The organism is Streptomyces sp. NPDC088124, assembly GCF_040685895.1.
Taxonomy (GTDB): domain Bacteria; phylum Actinomycetota; class Actinomycetes; order Streptomycetales; family Streptomycetaceae; genus Streptomyces.
This window is the reverse complement of sequence record NZ_JBFBJB010000042.1, coordinates 21,611-39,297: the sequence shown is the minus strand read 5'-3', so window position 1 is coordinate 39,297 and position 17,687 is coordinate 21,611. Positions and strand designations below refer to the sequence as shown.

Here is a 17,687-nt window from a genome sequence, read left to right as displayed (position 1 = left end):
CCGCACCACCGTGATTCAGGCCTCTCCGATCGGGCCGGGAAGCCCCATACGCCTTGGCCCCGTACGATGGAAGAGCCGTGGCGTGTCCGCCCGGCGGGCGTACGAGGAAAACAACGCCGCACCCACGATCGAGAGAAGCGCCAGCCAGCATGCCCACGCGCCACGACATCCGTAACGTCGCCATCGTCGCCCACGTCGACCATGGCAAGACCACTCTGGTCGACGCCATGCTGAAGCAGGCCGGCGCCTTCGCCGCGCACGCCGCCGAGCACCTCGACGACCGGATGATGGACTCGAACGACCTGGAGCGTGAGAAGGGCATCACGATCCTCGCCAAGAACACGGCGGTGAAGTACCACCCGAAGTCGGGTGGCGACCCCATCACGATCAACATCATCGACACCCCCGGCCACGCCGACTTCGGTGGCGAGGTCGAGCGTGGTCTGTCGATGGTCGACGCCGTCGTGCTGCTCGTCGACGCGTCGGAGGGCCCGCTCCCGCAGACGCGCTTCGTGCTCCGCAAGGCCCTCCAGGCGAAGATGCCCGTCATCCTCTGCATCAACAAGACGGACCGCCCGGACTCCCGGATCGCCGAGGTCGTCGACGAGACGTACGACCTCTTCCTGGACCTGGACGCGACCGAGGAGCAGATCGAGTTCCCGATCGTCTACGCCTGCGCGCGGGACGGCGTCGCCTCGCTGACCAAGCCCGAGGACGGTACGGTCCCGGCCGACAGCGAGAACCTGGAGCCGTTCTTCTCCACGATCCTCGCCCATGTCCCGGCCCCCGAGTACGACGAGGCCGCGCCGCTCCAGGCCCATGTCACCAACCTGGACGCCGACAACTTCCTTGGCCGTATCGCGCTCTGCCGCGTCGAGCAGGGTGAGCTGAAGAAGGGCCAGACCGTCACGTGGATCAAGCGTGACGGCACGATGTCCAACGTTCGCATCACCGAGCTGCTGATGACGGAGGCGCTGACCCGCAAGCCCGCCGAGAAGGCGGGCCCCGGCGACATCTGCGCCATCGCCGGTATCCCGGACATCATGATCGGCGAGACCCTGGCCGACCCCGAGAACCCGATCGCGCTGCCGCTGATCACGGTCGACGAGCCCGCGATCTCGATGACCATCGGCACCAACACCTCGCCGCTGGTCGGCAAGGGCGGCAAGGGCCACAAGGTCACGGCCCGCCAGGTCAAGGACCGGCTGGACCGCGAGCTGATCGGTAACGTCTCGCTGCGCGTGCTGGACACCGAGCGCCCCGACGCCTGGGAGGTGCAGGGCCGCGGTGAACTGGCGCTGGCCATCCTCGTCGAGCAGATGCGCCGCGAGGGCTTCGAGCTGACCGTCGGCAAGCCGGAGGTCGTCACCAAGCAGGTCGACGGCAAGACGCACGAGCCGATCGAGCGGATGACGATCGACTCCCCCGAGGAGCACCTCGGCGCCATCACCCAGCTCATGGCGACCCGCAAGGGCCGTATGGAGACGATGACGAACCACGGCTCGGGGTGGATCCGCATGGAGTGGATCGTGCCCTCCCGCGGGCTCATCGGCTTCCGTACGGAGTTCCTCACCCAGACCCGCGGCACCGGCATCGCCCACTCCATCTTCGAGGGCCACGAGCCGTGGTTCGGCGAGCTGCGCACCCGGCACAACGGCTCGCTGGTCGCCGACCGCTCGGGCTCGGTGACGCCGTTCGCGATGGTCAACCTCCAGGAGCGCGGTGTCATCTTCACGGAGGCCGGCACCGAGGTGTACGAGGGCATGATCATCGGCGAGAACTCGCGCGCCGACGACATGGACGTGAACATCACCAAGGAGAAGAAGCTCACCAACATGCGTGCCGCCTCCGCGGACACCACGGAGAACGTGGTGCCGGCGCGGAAGCTGTCGCTGGAGCAGTCCCTGGAGTTCTGCCGCGACGACGAGTGCATCGAGGTGACCCCGGAGACGGTCCGTATCCGCAAGGTCGTCCTGGACCAGAAGCAGCGCGGCCGTACCGCCTCGCGCGCCAAGCACGGCTGACGGCGGCTGACGGCCGGCGGCAGGCGAATACGGCCGAGCCGGCAGCCGGTGAGCACCACCGACGGCCGACAAGCACGACCTCAAGCACGACCTACGGCTGACGCGCGGTCCTGATCCGGTACGCGCGGTCCTGATCCGGTACGTCATCAGGACCAGAGCCCGTACGCAGGACGACGGCCCGCCCCCCGCGGAAGCGCGGTGGGGCGGGCCGTTCGTCAATTCGATTTCCGCCCCGGGGGCACTTTTCGGCTCGACCAAAACGTCCGGATATCGGAGCGCCCTCTCCGGAACATGTGTTAACGGTCCGTTTCGGGCCTGTCTGTCTGTTCTTGTTTGTCCGGATTTCGGGCCACCGGGGTCGGTCGATGTTGTCAAAACGAGACCCTTTAAGTGTGGTTTACAGGTCAGTCGTACTCAATAGTTGGCTCCGTTGAGCTCGGGTCAATGGGTCATGCGCGATGGGGAGCGCCGACTCACGAGCACACTTGGGGTACTGCCGACAAGCCCGCTGTCAGGGGTGTCAGCGCGCGTAGACAGTGCCCTTCTCGTAGTGACTAGTGGACTCATGAGGAGGAACCCATGCGCGGTGCCAAGAGCGCCAAGTGGGTAGTGGGCGCGATTGTCGTCGCCCTGTCGGCGACGGCTTGCGGCGGCGGAAGCGACGACAGCAACGACTCTGCTTCGAAGGAGAAGGGCAAGCCCGCGGGCTACATCTCCATCGACAACGGCGAGCCGCAGAAGCCGCTGATCCCGGCAGACACCAACGAGTCCGTCGGCAGCTACGTCATCCAGTCCGTCTTCACCCAGCTGGTCGACTTCGACTCCAAGGGTCAGATCGTCTACACGAACGCCGAGTCGATCAAGACGACCGACTCCAAGACGTGGACGGTCAAGCTCAAGCCCGACTGGAAGTTCCACGACGGCACGCCGGTCACCGCCGAGTCGTACGTCAAGGCGTGGAACTGGTACGCCAACATCAAGAACAACCAGCAGAACGCCTTCTGGTGGGAGGACGTCGCCGGTTACGCGGACGTCCACCCGGAGAAGGGTGACCCGAAGTCCGACACGATGTCGGGCCTGAAGGTCGTCGACGACACCACCTTCACCATCGAGCTCTCGAAGCCGGTGCCGTACTTCGAGTACAAGCTCGGTTACGCGACCTTCGCGCCGCTGCCCGAGGTCTTCTACAAGGACACCAAGGCGTTCGGCCAGGCCCCGGTGGGCAACGGTCCCTACATCTTCGAGAAGTGGGACCACAAGAAGCTCATCCAGGTCAAGGCCAACCCGGACTACAAGGGTCCGAACAAGGCCAAGAACAAGGGCATCCTCTTCAAGAACTACGCGACCGTCGAGGCCGCGTACCAGGACCTGCTCTCCGGCAACCTGGACCTGGTCAAGCAGGTCGGCCCGAAGGACCTGCCGAAGTACAAGCAGGACCTCGGCGACCGCGCGGTCGACCAGCCGTACGCGGCCATGCAGTCCATCGTGCCGGCGTTCTACTCCAAGACCTTCAAGGGCATCGACCCCAAGGTCATCCAGGGTCTGTCGATGGGCATCGACCGCGACACGATCACCAAGACGGTCCTCAACGGCACCCGCAAGCCGGCCACCAGCTTCACCCCGCCGGGTGTCGCCGGTAACCAGGACCTGGGCACCGACGTCTTCAAGTTCAACCCCGCGGAGGCCAAGAAGCTGGTCACCGAGGGCGGCGGCGTGCCGGGCAACAAGATGTGGATCCAGTACAACGCCGACGGTGGCCACAAGGAGTGGGTGACCGCGGTCTGCGAGTCGATCCGTAACTCCACCGGTGTGGACTGCGTCCCGGACGCCAAGCCGGACTTCCAGACCGACCTGGAGGCGCGCGACAACAACCAGGTCAAGTCCGCCTACCGCGGTGGCTGGGTCGCCGACTACCCGCTGAACGTCAACTTCATGCGGGAGCTGTACGGCACCACCGCCGAGGCGAACAACGGCCGGTTCTCGGACAAGGCCGTCGACGAGGCCTTCAAGAAGGGCGACAACGCGAAGACCCTGGAGGAGTCGCTCGCGGCCTACCAGGACGCCGAGAAGCTGGTCCTGGAGAAGATGCCGGCGATCCCGCTGTGGGAGTACAAGGCCAACGGCGGCTACTCCAAGTCCGTGGACAACGTGAACGTCGACTTCCACGGTGACTACGAGCTCACCGAGGTCACCACCAAGTAGGTCGCGCCACGGCCCGAGGGCCATCCCCCCCACTCGGCCAGAAGCCGCCCCGACGGCGGTGGTCCCGAGGCCGCTCCCCTTCATCGCACGGGGAGCGGCCTTCGGGGCTGAAGTTATTTCATTCGGAGGCAAACATGGGGCGTTACGTCGCGCGGCGACTGCTCCAGATGATCCCGGTGTTCATCGGGTCAACCCTGCTGGTCTTCTCCATGATGTTCGCGCTGCCCGGTGACCCCGTGCGCGCGCTCGCCGGTGAGCAGACCTCCGATCCCTCGCAGATCGCTGCGATGAAGAAGGATCTCGGGCTCGATCTGCCGCTCTGGCACCAGTACTGGAACTATCTGACCGGCCTGTTCCAGGGTGACTTCGGCACGCAGATCGCCAGCGGGCGACCGGTCGCCGACATCATCTCCGAGGCGTTCCCGATCACGGTCCGCTTGGCCCTGTTCGCCTTCGCCTTCACCGTTCTCGTCGGTATCTCGATGGGGGTCTTCGCCGGTCTGAAGGCCGACACCCTCCGGGACCGCGGGCTGCTCATCCTGACCCTTCTGCTCATCTCCGTTCCGTCCTTCGTTCTCGGCTTCCTCGGCCAGTACTTCTTCGCCTTCCAGCTCGGCTGGGTGGACCCGAACGTGAGCGGGGAAGCGAGCTGGGACGAACTGTTCCTGCCCGCCGTGGTACTCGCCTCGCTCTCCCTGGCGTACGTGGCACGGCTCACCCGTACCTCGATCGCGGAGAACCTCCGCTCCGACTACATGCGCACCGCGGTCGCCAAGGGGCTGCCGCGCCGTCGTATCGTCGTCGTGCACCTGATGCGCAACTCCATGATCCCGGTGGTCACCTTCCTCGGGACCGACCTGGGCTCCCTGCTGGGCGGCGCGGTCGTGACCGAGGGCATCTTCAACGTCAAGGGTGTCGGGAACGCCATCTTCGACGCGCTCAGGCACCGGGAGGGCGCCACGGTCGTGGGCATCGTGACCCTGATCGTGGTCGTGTATCTCGTCGCCAGCCTGCTCGTCGACCTGCTTTACGCGGTCCTGGACCCGAGGATCCGTTATGCCTGAGGCACTCAAGGACACCACCAAGGACACCGGTGGGGTGAAACCGGCCGAGGCGCTGGCCGAGGGCCCGGCGGCGCCCGCCGACGGCTCGCTGGGCAAGCCCCGCAGCCTGTGGTCGGACGCCTGGAACGACCTGCGGCGCAACCCGCTCTTCCTCATCTCCGCCGTGCTGATCGTGGTGCTGCTGGTGATGGCGATCTTCCCCGGGCTGTTCACCGGGGCGGACCCGCGGTACGCGGATCTCGCCAACCACTACCTGCAGAAGCCGAACTGGAGCCACTTCTTCAAGGAGGACTGGTTCGGTTACGACATCCAGGGCCGCTCGGTCTACGCACGCGTGATCTACGGGGCCCGCGCCTCCATCACCGTCGCCCTCGCCGTCACCGCGCTCGTCACCGTGCTCGGCACGGTCGTCGGCATGCTCGCCGGGTACTTCGGCGGCTGGATCGACACGCTGCTCTCCCGGGTCACCGACATCTTCTTCGGCGTGCCCTTCATCCTCGGCGCGATGGTCGTCCTGACCTCGTTCGAGGAGCGTCACGTGTACGTCGTGATCCTGGCCCTCGCCTTCCTCGGCTGGACCCAGATCGCCCGTGTCGCCCGCGGCTCGGTGCTCACCGTCAAGCAGGCGGACTACGTGATGGCGGCCAAGGCGCTCGGCGCCTCGACCACCCGGATCCTGCTGCGGCACATCCTGCCCAACGCGATCGCCCCGGTGATCGTCGTCGCCACCATCGCGCTCGGCGGCTACATCTCCGCCGAGGCCACCCTGTCCTTCCTGGGTATCGGCCTCGCCGAGCCGACCGTCTCGTGGGGTGTCGACATCTCCTCGGGCCAGGAACAGCTCCGTAACGCCGCGTTCGTCCTGATCATCCCGTCGGTCATGGTCTCGATCACCGTTCTGGCGTTCATCATGCTCGGCGATGCGGTACGCAACGCCCTCGACCCCAAGCTGCGCTGAGGGAGGCGTACATGACCATCATCGAGAAGACAGCGGACCGGTCCGCTCCGGATGCCTCCGGCGGCGACGGCGGCATGCTGCTGGAAGTCCGTGACCTGCATGTGGAGTTCCACACCCGGGACGGCGTGGCCAAGGCGGTCAACGGGGTCAACTACAGCGTCGCCGCCGGGGAGACCCTCGCCGTGCTGGGCGAGTCGGGCTCGGGCAAGTCCGTGACCGCGCAGGCGATCATGGGCATCCTCGACATGCCTCCGGGCCGCATCCCCAAGGGAGAGATCCTCTTCCGGGGCCAGGACATGCTCAAGATGAGCAACGACGAGCGGCGCAAGATCCGCGGCCGGAAGATCGCGATGATCTTCCAGGACGCGCTCTCGTCGCTCAACCCCGTGCTCTCCGTCGGCTACCAGCTCGGCGAGATGTTCCGGGTGCACCAGGGCCTCTCCAAGAAGGAGGCCAAGGCCAAGTCCATCGAGCTGATGGACCGGGTGCGTATCCCGGCGGCGAAGGACCGGGTGAACGACTACCCGCACCAGTTCTCCGGGGGTATGCGTCAGCGGATCATGATCGCGATGGCGCTGGCGCTGGAGCCGGATCTGATCATCGCGGACGAGCCGACGACGGCGCTCGACGTGACGGTCCAGGCGCAGGTGATGGATCTGCTGGCCGAGTTGCAGCGCGAGTTCAACATGGGCCTGATCCTGATCACCCACGACCTCGGCGTCGTCGCCGACGTGGCGGACAAGATCGCGGTGATGTACGCGGGCCGGATCGTGGAGACGGCCCCGGTGCACGAGATCTACCAGCGTCCGGCGCATCCGTACACCAGGGGTCTGCTGGACTCGATCCCGCGCCTGGACCAGAAGGGCCAGGAGCTGTACGCGATCAAGGGCCTGCCCCCCAACCTGCTGAAGATCCCCGGCGGTTGCGCCTTCAACCCGCGCTGCCCCTCGGCGCAGGACATCTGCCGTACGGAGGTCCCGCCGCTGGTGCGGGTGACCGAGCGGGACGGCGGCGAGCTGCCGGGCCGCGGCAGTGCGTGCCACTTCTGGAAGGAGACGATCCATGGCTGAGCCGGCGAAACGAGACGAGGCCGTGGACGCGGTGGACACCACCCCGAACGTCACCGAGGTGGACGTGGTCGACGCGGCGAGCGAGTCGGCCTCCGTCGCCGCGATCGAGGCGCCCGTCGAGCGCGGCGAGCCGATCCTCCAGGTCCGCAACCTCGTCAAGCACTTCCCGCTGACCCAGGGCATCCTCTTCAAGCGGCAGGTCGGCGCGGTCAAGGCCGTCGACGGCATCTCGTTCGACCTGTACCAGGGCGAGACGCTGGGCATCGTCGGCGAGTCCGGCTGTGGCAAGTCCACCGTCGCCAAGCTGCTGATGATGCTGGAGACGGCCACCGCGGGCGAGGTCTTCTTCAAGGGCCAGGACATCACGAAGCTGTCGGGGCGGGCGCTGAAGGCGGTGCGGCGGAACATCCAGATGGTGTTCCAGGACCCGTACACCTCGCTCAACCCCCGTATGACGGTCGGCGACATCATCGGGGAGCCGTTCGACATCCACCCCGAGGTGGCACCGAAGGGCGACCGGCGGCGCCGGGTCCAGGAACTGCTGGATGTGGTGGGGCTCAACCCGGAGTACATCAACCGTTACCCGCACCAGTTCTCGGGCGGTCAGCGCCAGCGCATCGGCATCGCCCGCGGCCTCGCGCTCAACCCCGAGGTCATCATCTGCGACGAGCCGGTCTCGGCGCTGGACGTCTCCGTGCAGGCGCAGGTCATCAACCTGATGGAGAAGCTCCAGAACGAGTTCAACCTCTCGTACATCTTCATCGCGCACGACCTGTCGATCGTCCGGCACATCTCCGACCGGGTGGGCGTCATGTACCTCGGCAAGATGGCCGAGATCGGTACGGACACGCAGATCTACGACCACCCCACGCACCCCTACACCCAGGCGCTGCTGTCGGCGGTCCCGGTCCCCGACCCGGAGGCCCGCGAGGGCCGCGAGCGGATCATCCTCTCCGGAGACGTCCCCTCCCCGGCCAACCCGCCGTCCGGCTGCCGCTTCCGCACCCGCTGCTGGAAGGCGCAGGACCGGTGCGCGGAGGAGGTGCCGCTGCTCGCCGTCCCGGAGCGCTTCAAGGACTCGGACGCCGAGGCCGCGCACGAGTCGGCGTGCCACTTCGCGGAGGAGAAGGACGTGGTCCACGCGGCCTGACGCGTGCCTCTGGTGAGCAGGGCCCGGAACCGTACGGACGGTTCCGGGCCCTGCCGCGTTCGCGGTCCGCTCTTTCGGCGTTGCGTTAGGTAATACGATCACGACAGAATCCGGCTCATGACCACGAGCGGGAACGGTTCACCAGGGCGGGAACGCCCCCTGCGCCTGGCGGATCTGGCCCGCTCCGAGCCGGGCGGAAGCCGCCCGGGACCGGTCCCTCCGCCGCCCCCCGCGGCGTCCCCGGCCGACCGGATCGAGGCGGCGAGAGCGGAGTTCGCGGCGTTGCTGGGGGAATTCCGGCGTACGGCGGTGCTCGTCCCCGACGACGGCCGGGGCGGCCTCTGGACGGCGGAGCAGGGCGGCGTCCGGTGGATCTGCGCCTTCTCGGACGAGGCCGCGCTGGCCCGGTTCGCACTCGCGCGCGGGGACGCGGCGCGGGAGTGGCCGTACCGTACGGTGCTGGGCGCGCGCCTGCTGGACGTGATGGTGCCGCTGCTCGGCGTACCGGCGGGCGTGGCCCTGGACGCGGGCAGCCCCGACGGGACGCTCTTTCCGCCGGTGGCCGGGGTGGTCCCGGAGACGGCGGTCGTGGATCCGGACGCCAGGGGAGCGGCGGCGGGGGGAACACGGTGAGCGGCGGGGACGCCCCGGACCTCGACGCCCCGGACGAGGCGCTGGCCCTGATAGCGCAGGGCATCGACAAGGCGCACGGCGAACTGAAGGACCTCGGCGCGATCGGCGAGGCGACCGCGGGCCGCGGCTTCGCGGAACTCGCCCTGACCGGGCTGGAGCTGGGACACGAGGGGCTGGCCGCGCAGTTCGACACGTTCTGCGAGCGCTGGGAGTGGGGCGTACGGGCGCTGATGTGGCGGGGGAACAACTTCGCCTCCGGCGTGGGGCTGTCGGCCGGGGCGTTCCACGAGCAGGAGCAGTACGTCAAGGGCACGTTCAAGATCGCGGTGAACGCGGTGAACGGGAACCCGCACCTCAGTGAGGAAGAGGTCCAGGGCAAGAGCTGGGACGAGATCCGCTCACAGTCGGCGTACGACGGCGCGGACTACAGCGCCGAGTCGTTCGAGCAGGCGCACGGCGAGGTGAAGCAGACCTGGGGCGACACCCTGTACGTGGCGGAGCGCGGGGCGCTGAAGGACCTCCAGGAGAAGGGCCTCGTGAGCCCGGAACTGAACGAGCCCATGGAGGAGAGGTTCCGCGACACCTTCAGCCCCTCGGAGGCGGCCCTCCAGCAGGCGGAGGAGCGGTACGGGCCGAACAGCGGCTCTGCTGACGGAGGGGACGGCCGGTGACCGACTGGGGCGAGCTGGCGGACAAGGGTCTCGGAAAGCTGGAGGCCGGCTGGGAGGCCGGCAAGCGTAAGCTCGGCGAGGGCGTCGACTGGGCGACGGACCAGGCCGGCGCCGGTCTGGAGTACGCGGGCGCCGAGGGCCTGGCGGACCAGGTCGAGGACTGGGGCGACAGCGCCGCGTCCTCGCTGGGCGCGAGGGTGGGGGAGCGGCAGCTCGGCCAGAGCGAGGAGGCCGACGAGCTGATCCACGGCAGCACGGCCAGGATCAACGCGAGCGCGCGGAACCTCACGGACTTCCAGGACGCGTTCGAGCTCGTGGGCCGGGGCATGAAGAACCTGGACTCCAGCCACTGGAAGGGCGCGGCGGCCGACGCGTTCCGCGAGAAGTTCGCACCGCTCGGCGGGGACTGGCTGCGCGCCGCGGACTCCTTCGGGGACGCGGCGGGGGCGCTGAAGACATACGCGACGACGGTCACCTGGGCGCAGGCCCAGGCCACGGAGGCGATCGCCCGTTACGAGGAGGGCGAGGCGGCCTCGAAGGCGGCGGTGGCCGCGTACAACAAGAAGGTCGACGCCTACAACGCCGCCAGGAACGGCCCCGATCCGCTCCCGGATCCGGGCGAGTTCACCGATCCGGGTGAGGCGCGGCGGGTACGGGCGCGGGAGATCCTGACCGAGGCCCGCCGTCAGCGCGACGAAGCGGCCGAAACGGCACGGAAGGCGATCGCGGCGGCGCTGGCCCACGCGCCGGCGATGCCTTCGGCGACGGAGCGGGCGAAGCTCGGTCTGGTCGACTTCTCCGTGAGCCAGTCGACGGAGATGAGCCACTTCGGCGGCGGCATCGTCAAGGGCACGGTCGGTATCACCAACTTCGTCCGCTCGGTCAACCCGATGGACGCGTACAACATCACGCACCCGGCCGAGTACTACAAGGGCGTCAACATGACGCTGGCGGGCCTGGTCGCGGTGGGCGCCGACCCCGACCAGGCGCTGAAGGACGCCTGGGTCTCGGCGAAGAAGGACCCCAGCGAGTTCCTCGGCCGGCTCGTGCCCGAGCTGATCGGCACGAAGGGCGCGGGGCGGGGGGCCGGCGGCATCAGGAGCGCGGCTGGCGAGGGTATGAGAGATGGTCTCAAGAATGGCCCGACAGGCAGCGCTGGAAGCCCGTTCGATAATCTGGCGAGCAGAGGGTCGGGTGCGGAATTACCGGCGTTCGAGGATGTGAAGCGTGCAGTCGTCGAGAGTTCGCCGGAGGTGTCGCCGAGAACGTGGGCCGATAGCGACGGGCATTACTATGCAAGTCGAGTTCTCAAAGGTGGGCGGCCGGATGGTGAGACCGTATTGGCCGGTCATGGTTACATTGAAGTCGGAGCGGGCGAGGTGGTTGTTCCTCCAGGCACAAGCATCTCATTCTATGTTTCGCATGGTGAAAGGATTCCCGGACTCAACGGGGTTGCGGTGGAAGGAGGGTCCTATCCGGGGCAGGCGGTGGAGAGATTTGCCTCAGGGGATAGAATACCGAACTACACTCTGGCTCCTCCCGAGGCGAAGGGGCCGGGCGGGTTCACCGTTTACGAGAATTCTACAACGGTTCCCAAACGGACTATGCTTTCCGATCTCCTGGAATCTGACATGGGGAACGTGCATTGGGCGGCCTGTCGCGAGTTCAAGCAGTAGTGCGGTAAACGGAAGAGGGGACCGGGTGGAGTTTTAATGAATGGTGCTCGGCAGTTGGGGGAGTCGTGGACGTTGACGGACGTAACTCTTGTCGTCAAGAAGGATGATCTTGATCCTGATTCGGTCACGGCGCGCCTGGGGCTGCAGCCCTCGGCCGTGCGACTGCCCGGGGTTGATCGTTGGGATCCCGGAGGGGACGCCGATGGGCAGTGGCGTCTGCAGTGCGACGAGCGTACGACCAGAATCTTCTCGGAGCAGCTTGATGTGATTCTTCGGGCGGCTGAGGGGTGTGCCCGGGTTCTGGAAATGTTGAGAGCTGAAGGCTGCGAAACGACTATCATCGTGTCGGGGTTTGCTGGAAATGATTCCCAGATTGTCTTCTCCGGAGACGAAATGGCGAGGATTTCCCGCCTGCAAACGGCGGTGAAAATCATTCCTAATATTAATGAGCGATAGTTGGCTCGGTAAGGGCGTGTCGTGGCTGTGGTCGATGCCTGGGGCTCGGTGAATGTCTCACTTGCTGTGATGAAAAAATCCATTGATGTCTCCGCTGTCTGTGATTTTCTGGGCGTTGATGTTGTTCCGTCGGAGCGTGGTGTTGTCGTTACTTCGGGGCCGGATTGGTGGGCGTACACTTACGGCGAAAATTTCAGCGACGACTTGGAGTCTAAAGTCATCGCGATGGTGGCCCAATTCAAGCCTCGCTTGAGCGGGGTGGAGAGCCTTCTCGAAGCTGGCCATGCGGTTCAGGTGGCCATTACGGGATCGGTGAGAACTGGATCGCAATTGATTCTTTCGTCCTGGGTGATCGGTAGGCTGGCATCCCTGGCGATTCCTGTTTCGGTTACGACGCTCACTGATACCCAGGAAGAGGATCCTTTGAGTTGGCTCGACGGCTGAAGGCCCGATCGGATGATGGTGAAAGTGCTGCACGAAATTGAAGATCTCCAGTCGGAGAGGTCTCGTGTATTCGAACGTCCAGAATTTTCGTCAGCTCCCCCGGTCCTCTCGCACATCGATGTGGTGATCGAGGTGCCTGCTATCGAGTATGCGACCCGGCTTCGGGCTGTCCTGGGTGCGGTCTTGGCGCTAGCGATGTCGGAGGAGTTCGAGGACGATGACTTCCCCGTCGATACGATACCGGCCTGGTTCAGGGCTGTGTCTCTCGGAGGTAATGGTCACGTCGAGGTTTTCGCCCGGGTGGGCGCCTTGCGCTACTCGGAGAAGATCGGAGAGCGGCCCTGGGGTTTGCGGGACTGGCTGTACCGATTTCATCCGGAAGCGGAGGTGCGGGGGTGGGCGTGGTGGGATCTGACATCCCTGTCGGATGGTCGGCTGAGGCTGTGGGTTGACGCGTGGGGTGAATCATTCTTCGCGTGGGAGGAATTGCGGTGGCTCCTGTACATGTGCGGTGCACGTGAGGTTGAGGGGCCGATCATCAGGCGTCCGGAGACTTGGGCGGAAGAGGTATCCGTATGAATGAGAAAGTTCGCGCGGTTTTCACGGACGACACCATCACCGTGTATCAGGCCTACCCGGCGAGGATTGCCGATCCCGCAGTGGCCGCCGGAACATTTGTGGATCCGTTCAAGCGCACCCGGATGACGTGGATCAAGCCCTCGTTTCTCTGGATGATGTATCGCTCGGGCTGGGCCATGAAGCCGGATCAGGAGCGGGTCCTGTCCATCCAGATCACGAGGGAAGGCTTCGAGTGGGCTCTTTCCCATGCGTGCCTCAGTCATTTCGACCGGACCCGGTTTCGTGACGAGGTCGAGTGGCGGGCGGAGTTGGAGTCGAGTCCGGTCCGGGTGCAGTGGGACCCGGACCGCGATACCGGGCTGAATCCGCTGTCCCGGCGCGCCATTCAGGTCGGCCTGTCGGGGGAAGCGGTCGAGAGGTATCTGGACGACTGGATCGTCGGCATGACCGACATCACCGGCATGGTCGGCGACATTCACCGGGCGGTTCGTGCGGGGGACCAGGCGGAAGTGGCTGCCCTGCTGCCAGAAGAGCGTGAGTATCCGCTGCCGGCGGCCGTGGGCGAACGCATCGCGCGCACGCGGATATCGACGTGATCGGCTGACTCGGGTGGAGCGGGTGGCACGGCGTGCATCTGCCGCGTGCGTAGGATTCGCGATCATGACCATGCCACCGCCGCCCCACCAGTCCCCGGGCCCGTACGGACCCCCGCAGCAGCCCAACCCGTACGCCTCTCACCCGTATCCGCCCGGGCAGTACCAGTACCAGCAGCCACCTCCGCCGTACGTCGGCCAGGCGCCCTGGGGGCAGTTCCCGCCGGGGCCGCCCCCGCGCAAGAACCGGCCCGGGCTGATCCTCGGCATCGTCGGGGCGTCGGTCGTGGGACTCCTCGTCCTCTCCTACCTCGGTAATCGGGGTAGCGCTTCCTCAGGACGTTCCTCGGACGCATTCCCGGCGGCCACGTACCGGCTCACCGTTCCGAAGGCGCTCCTGAGTGACGGATACACGCTGGTCGAGGACGGAACCGCCGAAACGAACGACCAGTTGGAGCAGGAAGGTTACGGCGACGGGCCGGATTCACGCTATACGAAGGGAATCCTGGGTTCCTACACGGGCACCGCTACGGATGCGCAGAGCGGGCTCGTTCTCGCGGGAACGTACGGGCAGTTCAAGAACCCGTCGAAGGAGCGGGAGAGCCTGTTGAGTGGCATGAGGGAGGCGGACGGGATGAGCGAGCCCAGCCCGCCGGAGATCATCACGCCGGAAGGGTCGGACATCGATCTGCACTGCACGGTCATGCTCTCCGACGACGAGGGCACGACCTCCACTGTCCCCGTATGTGCGTGGGGTGACGAGAACACCGCTGCCTACGTCGCGTTCTTCGGCTCCGAGGATGCCACGCGAGACCCTGAATCCGTCGACCTCGACGCCACGGCGCAGAAGGTCCACGAGATACGTGACGAAGTGCGGCAGCGCATCGGCTGACCGCGGGCAGCGACAGAAGGATGGCTCAGGAGGCGGACGGTTCGATCTCCCCCGCAAAGACGATGACCTGGTCGATGAGGCTCCGCCGCAGATGGACGACGTCCGTTCCCGCCAGCCGGGGACCTCCATCCGGCGTGGTGAAGACCCACTGGTACCGGGCCCACTCGTCAGGCATGTCCACCGCCGAGCAGCGCACCATCGTGCCGGTACCCGCCGGGTGGCGCCGGATGTCCAGCACGAACCGCTCGACCGCCGCGATTCCTTCGCTGCGACCCAACGGCCCCCAGAAGACCACGTCTGAGGTCAGAGCCTGGGAGAGCAGGGCGGTCACATAGCTGTCGTCCGAGGCGTTGAACGCGGAGATGAACGTGTCGATCGCGGAGCGTGCAATCTCTTCCTGCATGCCCCAGTAATACCAGCCGTTTCGTGTGCGCTCGTCCCGCGAGCCGGCTTCCGATCACGGTGAACCATCCCGGTCGCAGCACAGACACTCAACACAGCCCAACTACTCGTATCAGGTCCGGGAGCTGGGGGCGGACCGCTGGTCGCCCATCTCCGGACGGCCCGGTGTGCGGGCGCCACGGGACGACGAGGCGTGCGGGCGGGGGTTGCTACTCGCCGGGCCCGTCCTCAGACCGTTTCGTGCAAGTCGCGCGCGTAGTGCTCGATCGCCCGCCGGTACCGCTGTACGTGCGGGTCCCCGCTCGTCGTGGCCAGCAGGTTCAGCAGGAGCGTCATGGCCTCGTGGTGTTCCTCCGTGTTGAACAGGGCCATGGCCAGGAATGTCCGCAGCGCGCCGTCGTCCGGGAACTCCGCGACGCCCGCACGCAGGGTGTCGACCGCCTGCGCGTACCGGCCGAGCACGCGGTACGTGGAGCCGAGGCCGAGCAGTGCGCCGCGGCGGTCCGGCTCCGTCAGGGTCGTACGGTCGCTCAGGGCGCGTTCGTAGAAGGGGGCCGCTTCGGCCTCCAGGCCCAGGACGTCGTGGACCCACGCCGTCTGGTACGCCACTTCCGCGTCGTCGGGAAGGGCGGCGGCCAGGGCCAGGAGCCGTTCCCGGGCCTGGTCGGGGGCGCCCTGCTCGCGCAGTGCGATCGCTTCGGCCAGGCGTTTGCCTCTTTCGTTCTCACCCATGCCCGCATTGTTCCAGGGCTCGACCGGGCGTAGTCCGGAAAAAAATGAAGCTTGACTCTCCATCTGCTGGAGGGATGAGAGTGGGGCTCGTGAGCGATCCCACCGAGATGCTGACCATCGGCGAACTCGCCCGGCGTACCGGGCTCTCCGTGCGCACGATCCGCTTCTGGTCCGACTGCGGCGTCGTGGAGCCGTCCGGGCGCACGGCGGGCGGCTTCAGGATGTACGACGCCGAGGCCGCCGCCCGCGTCGTCCTGGTCCACACCCTGCGGGAGCTGGGACTGGACCTGGACACGGTGCGCCGGGTGCTGGACCGGCAGGCGACGGTGCGTGACGTGGCGAGGGCGCATGTCCGGGCGCTGGACGCGGAGATCCGTACGTTGCGGGTGCGGCGCGTGGTGCTGGACCGGGTCGCTCGGCGTGGCAGTACGACGGCGAAGGAGATGAGAGTGATGCACGAGCTGGCCCGGATGTCCGCCGACGAGCGGCAGCGGATCATCGACGACTTTGTCCGCGAGACCTTCGACGGTGTCGATGCCGGCGCGCCCGGTGCCCACATCGCCCAGGCGATGCGGTCCCTGCCGGCGCAGCTGCCCGACGACCCGACCCCCGAGCAGGTGGACGCCTGGGTGGAGCTGGCCGAGCTGGTCGGTGAGGAGCCGTTCCGGGAGCGGGTACGCGAGATGGCCCTGGCCGGTGCCCGGGGGGAACGGCAGCCGGAGGGGCCCGATCCGGCGAAGGTCGCGGTCCACGCCGGTCAGGCGGCCCGCGAGCAGGTGGCCCCCGGATCGGCCGAGGGCGAGGAGATCCTGCACCGGATCGTCGGCCCCGGCCTGTCCGTGGCGGAACGCGTCCGGCTGGCCGATCGGCTGGCCACCTTCACCGACAGGAAGGTGGACCGGTACTGGCTGCTGCTGGGCGTGCTCAACGGATGGCCGCCGAGCCCCTCGCAGGTGCCCGCGTTCGAATGGCTGATCGCCGCACTGCGAGCCGACCGCCAGGGTCTTTCCTGAAGGACGCCCGTCCCGAAGCACCGGTGCTCCTGGCGCCCGCTGGGGGAGGGGAGGGGCGCTATGGGGTCTTCTTCTCCGGCCCGGGGGCGGCGGGCGGCGGTGGTTCCGGGTGGTGGCAGGCCGTCAGGTGGCCGGGCCGGCTGCCGTCCTGGCGGGTCAGCGGGGGTGTGCGGGTCGCGCAGGCGTCCGTTGCCTTCCAGCAGCGGGTGCGGAAGCGGCAGCCGGATGGGGATTGGACGGGGGAGGGGACGTCGCCCGTCAGGCGGATGCGGGTGCGGGGCGGGGTGTCGTCGTCCGGGAGCGTCATCTCGGGGACCGCCGAGAGCAGGGCCCTGGTGTACGGGTGACGGGGGGCGCCGTACAGCTCGTCCCGGTCCGCGATCTCCACGATCCGGCCCAGATACATCACCGCCACGCGCTGCGAGAAGTGGCGTACGACGGCCAGGTCGTGGGCGATGAAGACGAAGGCGATGCCCAGTTCGCGCTGGAGCTGCTGGAGCAGGTTGACCACCTGGGCCTGGATCGAGACGTCCAGCGCCGAGACCGGCTCGTCGGCCACGATCAGCCTCGGCTGTGGGGCGAGTGCCCTGGCCACCCCGATGCGCTGGCGCTGGCCGCCGGAGAACTCGTGCGGGAAGCGGTTGAAGTGCTCGGGGTTGAGGCCGACCGTGTCGAGGAGTTCGCGTACGCGTCTCTCCCGGCCGCCCGGCGGGTCGATGCCGTTGATCTCCATCGGCCCGGCGATGATCCTGCCGACCGTCTGCCGCGGATTGAGCGAGGCGTACGGGTCCTGGAAGATCATCTGGATCTCGGGGCGCACCGGTGCCAGCCGCCTGCGCGGGGCGTGCGTGATGTCCTGGCCGCGGTAGGTGATCCGGCCGCCGGTCGGTTCGAGGAGCCGGGTGATGAGCCGGCCCGTCGTGGACTTGCCGCAGCCGGACTCGCCGACCAGGCCCAGGCTCTCGCCCTCGGCGACCGTGAAGTCGAGTCCGTCCACCGCCTGGACGGCGCCGACCGTACGCCGGATGGGGAAGCCGCCCGTGATCGGGAAGTGTTTGACGAGTCCGGAGATCTCCAGGAGGGGGGTGGGGGCGCTCATGGATGTTCGAAGTCCTTTCCAGCAGGTCG

At 67.2% G+C, this 17,687-nt stretch carries 18 protein-coding genes; 15 read left to right on the top strand and 3 right to left on the bottom strand.

Going from position 1 to position 17,687, the window contains the following annotated elements; genetic code table 11:
- Window positions 1-149 precede the first annotated feature (149 nt).
- From typA to AB0P17_RS29915, 14 genes are all read left to right on the top strand, one after another.
- The gene (gene typA / locus AB0P17_RS29980) at window positions 150-2,024 is read left to right on the top strand and encodes a translational GTPase TypA (RefSeq protein ID WP_365815604.1); all 1,875 of its coding nucleotides are present in this window, start codon (window positions 150-152) and stop codon (window positions 2,022-2,024) included.
- Window positions 2,025-2,603: 579 nt separating this feature from the next.
- A complete protein-coding gene (locus tag AB0P17_RS29975) occupies window positions 2,604-4,226 on the top strand; it encodes an ABC transporter substrate-binding protein (protein ID WP_365815602.1) in 1,623 nt (540 codons plus the stop codon).
- 134 nt (window positions 4,227-4,360) lie between these two features.
- Window positions 4,361-5,290, top strand: a complete 930-nt coding sequence (locus AB0P17_RS29970) for an ABC transporter permease (protein WP_365815600.1) — start codon at window positions 4,361-4,363, stop codon at window positions 5,288-5,290.
- Window positions 5,283-6,248 carry an ABC transporter permease gene (locus AB0P17_RS29965; RefSeq protein ID WP_365815598.1) on the top strand — a complete coding sequence of 322 codons (966 nt, stop codon included), beginning with the start codon at window positions 5,283-5,285 and terminating at the stop codon, window positions 6,246-6,248. Before AB0P17_RS29970 ends, AB0P17_RS29965 begins: the two co-directional genes overlap by 8 nt.
- A gap of 11 nt (window positions 6,249-6,259) precedes the next feature.
- The gene (locus AB0P17_RS29960) at window positions 6,260-7,318 is read left to right on the top strand and encodes an ABC transporter ATP-binding protein (RefSeq protein WP_365815596.1); all 1,059 of its coding nucleotides are present in this window, start codon (window positions 6,260-6,262) and stop codon (window positions 7,316-7,318) included.
- Window positions 7,311-8,468 (top strand): dipeptide ABC transporter ATP-binding protein, encoded by a 1,158-nt coding sequence (locus tag AB0P17_RS29955; protein ID WP_365815594.1) that lies wholly within the window; start codon window positions 7,311-7,313, stop codon window positions 8,466-8,468. Before AB0P17_RS29960 ends, AB0P17_RS29955 begins: the two co-directional genes overlap by 8 nt.
- A 117-nt stretch (window positions 8,469-8,585) precedes the next feature.
- On the top strand, window positions 8,586-9,101 hold the full coding sequence (locus tag AB0P17_RS29950) for an SseB family protein (RefSeq protein WP_365815592.1): 516 nt from the start codon (window positions 8,586-8,588) through the stop codon (window positions 9,099-9,101).
- Window positions 9,098-9,772 (top strand): hypothetical protein, encoded by a 675-nt coding sequence (locus AB0P17_RS29945; protein ID WP_365815590.1) that lies wholly within the window; start codon window positions 9,098-9,100, stop codon window positions 9,770-9,772. Before AB0P17_RS29950 ends, AB0P17_RS29945 begins: the two co-directional genes overlap by 4 nt.
- Window positions 9,769-11,448 carry a putative T7SS-secreted protein gene (locus tag AB0P17_RS29940; RefSeq protein ID WP_365815588.1) on the top strand — a complete coding sequence of 560 codons (1,680 nt, stop codon included), beginning with the start codon at window positions 9,769-9,771 and terminating at the stop codon, window positions 11,446-11,448. Before AB0P17_RS29945 ends, AB0P17_RS29940 begins: the two co-directional genes overlap by 4 nt.
- A gap of 72 nt (window positions 11,449-11,520) precedes the next feature.
- Window positions 11,521-11,904, top strand: a complete 384-nt coding sequence (locus AB0P17_RS29935) for a DUF4279 domain-containing protein (protein WP_365815586.1) — start codon at window positions 11,521-11,523, stop codon at window positions 11,902-11,904.
- A 21-nt stretch (window positions 11,905-11,925) separates the two neighbouring features.
- On the top strand, window positions 11,926-12,348 hold the full coding sequence (locus AB0P17_RS29930) for a hypothetical protein (protein WP_365815584.1): 423 nt from the start codon (window positions 11,926-11,928) through the stop codon (window positions 12,346-12,348).
- Window positions 12,349-12,372: 24 nt separating this feature from the next.
- Entirely contained in the window at window positions 12,373-12,927 is a 555-nt protein-coding gene (locus tag AB0P17_RS29925) for a hypothetical protein (protein WP_365815582.1), read from the top strand.
- Window positions 12,924-13,523: a DUF4291 domain-containing protein gene (locus tag AB0P17_RS29920; protein WP_365815580.1), complete on the top strand. Its 600-nt coding sequence runs from the start codon at window positions 12,924-12,926 to the stop codon at window positions 13,521-13,523. Before AB0P17_RS29925 ends, AB0P17_RS29920 begins: the two co-directional genes overlap by 4 nt.
- Before the next feature lie 64 nt (window positions 13,524-13,587).
- Window positions 13,588-14,412 carry a hypothetical protein gene (locus AB0P17_RS29915; protein WP_365815578.1) on the top strand — a complete coding sequence of 275 codons (825 nt, stop codon included), beginning with the start codon at window positions 13,588-13,590 and terminating at the stop codon, window positions 14,410-14,412.
- A 25-nt stretch (window positions 14,413-14,437) separates the two neighbouring features.
- On the opposite strand, the gene AB0P17_RS29910 is transcribed toward AB0P17_RS29915, so the two are convergent.
- The gene (locus AB0P17_RS29910) at window positions 14,438-14,815 is read right to left on the bottom strand and encodes a hypothetical protein (RefSeq protein WP_030825962.1); all 378 of its coding nucleotides are present in this window, start codon (window positions 14,813-14,815) and stop codon (window positions 14,438-14,440) included.
- Between the two features lie 227 nt (window positions 14,816-15,042).
- Window positions 15,043-15,546: a tetratricopeptide repeat protein gene (locus AB0P17_RS29905; RefSeq protein WP_365815576.1), complete on the bottom strand. Its 504-nt coding sequence runs from the start codon at window positions 15,544-15,546 to the stop codon at window positions 15,043-15,045.
- Window positions 15,547-15,635: 89 nt separating this feature from the next.
- Here AB0P17_RS29905 and AB0P17_RS29900 point away from each other — a divergent pair, with 89 nt between their 5' ends.
- Window positions 15,636-16,559 (top strand): MerR family transcriptional regulator, encoded by a 924-nt coding sequence (locus tag AB0P17_RS29900; RefSeq protein WP_365815574.1) that lies wholly within the window; start codon window positions 15,636-15,638, stop codon window positions 16,557-16,559.
- 58 nt (window positions 16,560-16,617) lie between these two features.
- On the opposite strand, the gene AB0P17_RS29895 is transcribed toward AB0P17_RS29900, so the two are convergent.
- Entirely contained in the window at window positions 16,618-17,658 is a 1,041-nt protein-coding gene (locus AB0P17_RS29895) for an oligopeptide/dipeptide ABC transporter ATP-binding protein (protein ID WP_365815572.1), read from the bottom strand.
- Window positions 17,659-17,687: the final 29 nt, after the last annotated feature.

What these genes read in the sequence shown, in the direction of transcription:
- AB0P17_RS29965 (WP_365815598.1), top strand. Translation starts at nt 5,283, where the DNA reads ATGCCTGAGGCACTCAAGGACACCACCAAGGACACCGGTGGGGTGAAA.
- typA (WP_365815604.1), top strand. Translation starts at nt 150, where the DNA reads ATGCCCACGCGCCACGACATCCGTAACGTCGCCATCGTCGCCCACGTC.
- AB0P17_RS29970 (WP_365815600.1), top strand. Translation starts at nt 4,361, where the DNA reads ATGGGGCGTTACGTCGCGCGGCGACTGCTCCAGATGATCCCGGTGTTC.
- AB0P17_RS29895 (WP_365815572.1), bottom strand. Translation starts at nt 17,658, where the DNA reads ATGAGCGCCCCCACCCCCCTCCTGGAGATCTCCGGACTCGTCAAACAC.
- AB0P17_RS29915 (WP_365815578.1), top strand. Translation starts at nt 13,588, where the DNA reads ATGACCATGCCACCGCCGCCCCACCAGTCCCCGGGCCCGTACGGACCC.
- AB0P17_RS29960 (WP_365815596.1), top strand. Translation starts at nt 6,260, where the DNA reads ATGACCATCATCGAGAAGACAGCGGACCGGTCCGCTCCGGATGCCTCC.
- AB0P17_RS29910 (WP_030825962.1), bottom strand. Translation starts at nt 14,815, where the DNA reads ATGCAGGAAGAGATTGCACGCTCCGCGATCGACACGTTCATCTCCGCG.
- AB0P17_RS29955 (WP_365815594.1), top strand. Translation starts at nt 7,311, where the DNA reads ATGGCTGAGCCGGCGAAACGAGACGAGGCCGTGGACGCGGTGGACACC.
- AB0P17_RS29975 (WP_365815602.1), top strand. Translation starts at nt 2,604, where the DNA reads ATGCGCGGTGCCAAGAGCGCCAAGTGGGTAGTGGGCGCGATTGTCGTC.
- AB0P17_RS29950 (WP_365815592.1), top strand. Translation starts at nt 8,586, where the DNA reads ATGACCACGAGCGGGAACGGTTCACCAGGGCGGGAACGCCCCCTGCGC.
- AB0P17_RS29905 (WP_365815576.1), bottom strand. Translation starts at nt 15,546, where the DNA reads ATGGGTGAGAACGAAAGAGGCAAACGCCTGGCCGAAGCGATCGCACTG.
- AB0P17_RS29920 (WP_365815580.1), top strand. Translation starts at nt 12,924, where the DNA reads ATGAATGAGAAAGTTCGCGCGGTTTTCACGGACGACACCATCACCGTG.